The following is a 3,472-nucleotide window of genomic DNA, read 5'->3' as shown; positions in this document are numbered from 1 at the left end:
CGACCGGCTGGTGACGGCGATGGGCGGAGCGGAAGCGCGCCCGAAGATCGCGGCGCAAATCGCTGCCGCCAAGCCCGGCGCCAGTCCGCTACGGGTCCGGGCGCGGCCCGCCGCGCAGAAGGACGGCACCGACCTTGTCGCCTGCGCCGGGGAGATCATCGGCCTTGCCGGTCTGGCGGGACACGGCCAGACCGACCTGCTGCTGGCGATCTTTAGCGCGGCATCGCGCGCCAAGGCAGGCATCGAGGTGACGGCGCCGGTGGCGCTGGTCGCCGGCGACCGCCAGTCGGACGGCATCTTTCCGCAATGGTCGATCGCTGAGAACATCGGCATCCGCTCGCTGGCGCGGCTGCGCAGCGGGCTGCTGATCTCGCCGCAGCGCGAGGCCGAACTCGCTGCATTCTGGCAGAAGAAGATCGGCATCCGCACGCCCGATATGAACAACAACATTTTCTCGCTGTCGGGCGGCAACCAGCAGAAGGCGCTGTTTGCCCGCGCGCTCGGCTCGGATGCGCAGATCGTGCTGATGGACGATCCGATGCGCGGCGTCGATATCGGCACCAAACTGGAGGTCTACGGCCTCGTGCGCGAAGAGGCTGCCCGAGGCCGCACCTTCCTCTGGTACACCACGGAAACCGAAGAGCTCGACAATTGCGATCACATCTATGTCTTCAAGAACGGCCGCATCGTCGCCAATCTGCGCCGCAACGAGTTGACCGAAGAGAAGATCATCCAGTCCTCATTCGGCGATGCGGCCTGAGATGACGGCCGCCAGCCTCGACACCGCCGCCAGGACGTCCGCCGAGCGAGGCGCACTGGCCCGTGCCCGTCTGTTGCGCGGGCTGCTGCCGGCGCTGTCGCTGGCGCTGGTGCTGCTCGCCATCGCCTGGCTCAACCCGCGCGCCATCAGCTATTTCGGCTTCAGCCTGATGCTCAACCTGGCGATCCCGATCGCGCTGGCGACGATCGCGCAGATGTTCGTCATTGCCGGAAACGAGCTCGACCTGTCGATAGGCACCTTCGTCGGCTTCGTCGGCTGCGTCACGGCGACCTGGCTGAAGGACGCGCCACTCATCGGCGCCGCCATCCTGCTCGGATCAATCGGCATCTATGCGCTGCTCGGCGCGCTTATCCATCTGCGCAATCTGCCGTCCATCGTGGTGACGCTCGGCATGAGCTTCGTCTGGCAGGGGCTGGCCATTCTCGTCCTGCCCAAACCGGGCGGCAAGGCGCCGGACTGGCTGCTTGGGCTGATGGCGTTCAAGCCGCCCTTCATTCCGTTCCCGATCATCGCCGCGCTGCTCATCGGCGTCATCGTTCATTTCGGCCTGATGCGCACTTCCTATGGCGTGATCCTGCGCGGCTCGGGCGGCAATCCGGCGGCGCTTGGCCGCGCCGGCTGGTCGCTGCTCCGAACCAAGATCGTGCTGTTTGCGCTCGCCGGCCTGTTCGGCGTGCTGTCCGGCATGGCGCTGATCGGCATCACCACCTCGGCCGACGCCAATATCGGCAACGGCTACACGCTGCTGGCCATCGCCGGCGTCATCCTCGGCGGCGGCGAATTCGTCGGCGGCCGGGTGTCGCCGATAGGTGCTGTGATCGGCGCGCTGACGCTGGCGCTGGCGGCCTCGCCACTGCTCACCTTCATGCACATTCCACCCGATTGGCAGGTTGCCGCCAACGGCGCCATCCTCATCATCGTGCTGGCGGCGCGGGTGCTGATCAGCCGCAAGGAGAGGTGAGCGATGACATCGGTGAAATCGCTGCTCGCCAAACCCTGGATCTGGTCGTTCATTGGCGCGCTTCTGGTGTGGCTGGCGACCATCGCCTTCACCGGCGGTTATGGCGCCGGCGGCATGGTGACGGCGGCCCTGTCGCTGGCGGTGTTCACCGTCATTGTCGGCGTCGGCCAGATGTTCGTCATCACACTCGGCCCGGGCAATGTCGACCTGTCGCTGCCGGCCAATATCGGCCTTGCCAGCGCCGTCGCGATGAAAGTGATGGACGGCAATGATTCCATGATCGCGGTCGGGCTGCTGGCGGCGCTTGCCTGCGGGGCGGCGATCGGCGCCGCCAACTACCTGCTGATCTGGGCGCTGCGCATCCCACCGATCATAGCCACTTTGTCGGCCAGCTTCATCATCCAGTCGATCGACATCAGCTACGGACGCGGCTTGCAGATCAAACCGCCGCCGGGCTTCGCCGATTTCGCCAACTGGCAGATACTCGGCATTCCGGTGCTGGCGATCCTCACCGTGCTGTTCACCATCGGTGCGGCGGTCGCCCTGCAGCGCATGATCTATGGCCGCTCGGTGCTGGCGATCGGCCAGAATATCCGCGCCGCCTGGCTCGCCGGCGTCAGTGTCGGCCGAATTCGTTTCCTCACCTACACGCTGTCGGGCGCGCTCGGCGGCATGGACGGCGCGCTGCTGGCCGGCTATTTCCGGGGGGCCAATGTCGATATCGGCAATGAGTATCTGCTGGCCTCGATTGCCGTCGTCGTCATCGGCGGCACGTCGGTCGCCGGCGGCAAGGCCAATGTGCCCGGGGTCTGGGGCGCGGCGCTGTTCCTGGTGCTGCTTTTGACCATGCTCAACACGTTTGGGGTGAGTGCCGGGGTGCGATTGCTGCTCACGGGGCTGATCATTGTCGGGGTGATCACGGCGGCGGGCGGGCAGAAGGCGCCGCGGTAGGCTCCGCCTTCGTCGTCCCAGGCCTGTAATCATTGTGCCAGGCCGACATCCGGTTCCCTTCGACGTCATGGCGCTGTAAATCCCGTTCGCGCGGCCACGGCCGCTGAATAGCGCTGGGAGGTTTGCGTGTCCGATTTCCTCAGGATCCACCGTGATGGCGACGTCGCCGTCGTCATTATCGACAACCCGCCGGTCAACGCGCTGAGCTTCCATGTTCGCGAACCGCTGATGCAGGCGCTGGTTGAGTTGCGCGACGATGCTTCGGTTGCCGCCATCGTCATTGCATGCGCCGGCCGGACCTTTGTCGCCGGCGCCGACATCACCGAATTCGGCAAGCCGATGCAGCAGCCCGAGCTACGCGCCATCGTGGCTGTGCTGGAGACCATCGCCAAGCCGACGGTGGCCGCCATCCACGGCACCGCGCTCGGCGGCGGGCTGGAGCTGGCGCTCGGATGCCATTTCCGCGTTGCCGATGCCGGCGCCAAGCTCGGCCTGCCGGAGGTGAAGCTCGGCCTGCTGCCGGGGGGCGGCGGCACGGTGCGGCTGCCGCGCCTGGTCGGCGCGGTGAAGGCGCTGAAGATGATCGTCTCCGGTACGCCGATCGGTGCGACCGAGGCGCATGAAGCCGGTCTCGTCGATGCCGTCTTCGACGGCGATCTGACGACGCATGCCGTGAACTTCGCCAGGGAAATTGCACGCAAGGGTGGCCCCTTCACGCCAGTGCGTGATCGCGATGAGGGGCTCAAGGAGACCGACCTCGCGGCTTTCGACGCCGAGGC

The 3,472-nt window shown here is 66.5% G+C and carries 4 protein-coding genes; all 4 read left to right on the top strand.

All coding sequences use genetic code 11. The annotated features are described in order from the left end of the window. Positions 1–760: ATP-binding cassette domain-containing protein (locus EN750_RS24340; RefSeq protein WP_145967875.1), on the top strand; the 760-nt coding region annotated here is incomplete at its 5' end. Position 761: 1 nt separating this feature from the next. Continuing rightward, complete coding sequence (locus EN750_RS24335; RefSeq protein ID WP_189367944.1) at positions 762–1,742, top strand: ABC transporter permease; 981 nt, start codon at positions 762–764, stop codon at positions 1,740–1,742. A 3-nt stretch (positions 1,743–1,745) separates the two neighbouring features. Beyond that, a complete protein-coding gene (locus EN750_RS24330) occupies positions 1,746–2,693 on the top strand; it encodes an ABC transporter permease (protein WP_127397918.1) in 948 nt (315 codons plus the stop codon). A gap of 126 nt (positions 2,694–2,819) precedes the next feature. Continuing rightward, a partial coding sequence (locus EN750_RS24325) for an enoyl-CoA hydratase/isomerase family protein (RefSeq protein WP_145967874.1) occupies positions 2,820–3,472 on the top strand: 653 nt, incomplete at its 3' end.

It is taken from the genome of Mesorhizobium sp. M7A.F.Ca.ET.027.03.2.1 (assembly GCF_003999175.1).
In the GTDB taxonomy this organism is placed as follows: domain Bacteria; phylum Pseudomonadota; class Alphaproteobacteria; order Rhizobiales; family Rhizobiaceae; genus Mesorhizobium.
This window is presented reverse-complemented; position numbering and strand designations above follow the sequence as displayed.

Coding starts and splice junctions, on each gene's coding strand:
- EN750_RS24335 (WP_189367944.1), top strand. CDS start 762: ATGACGGCCGCCAGCCTCGACACCGCCGCCAGGACGTCCGCCGAGCGA.
- EN750_RS24330 (WP_127397918.1), top strand. CDS start 1,746: ATGACATCGGTGAAATCGCTGCTCGCCAAACCCTGGATCTGGTCGTTC.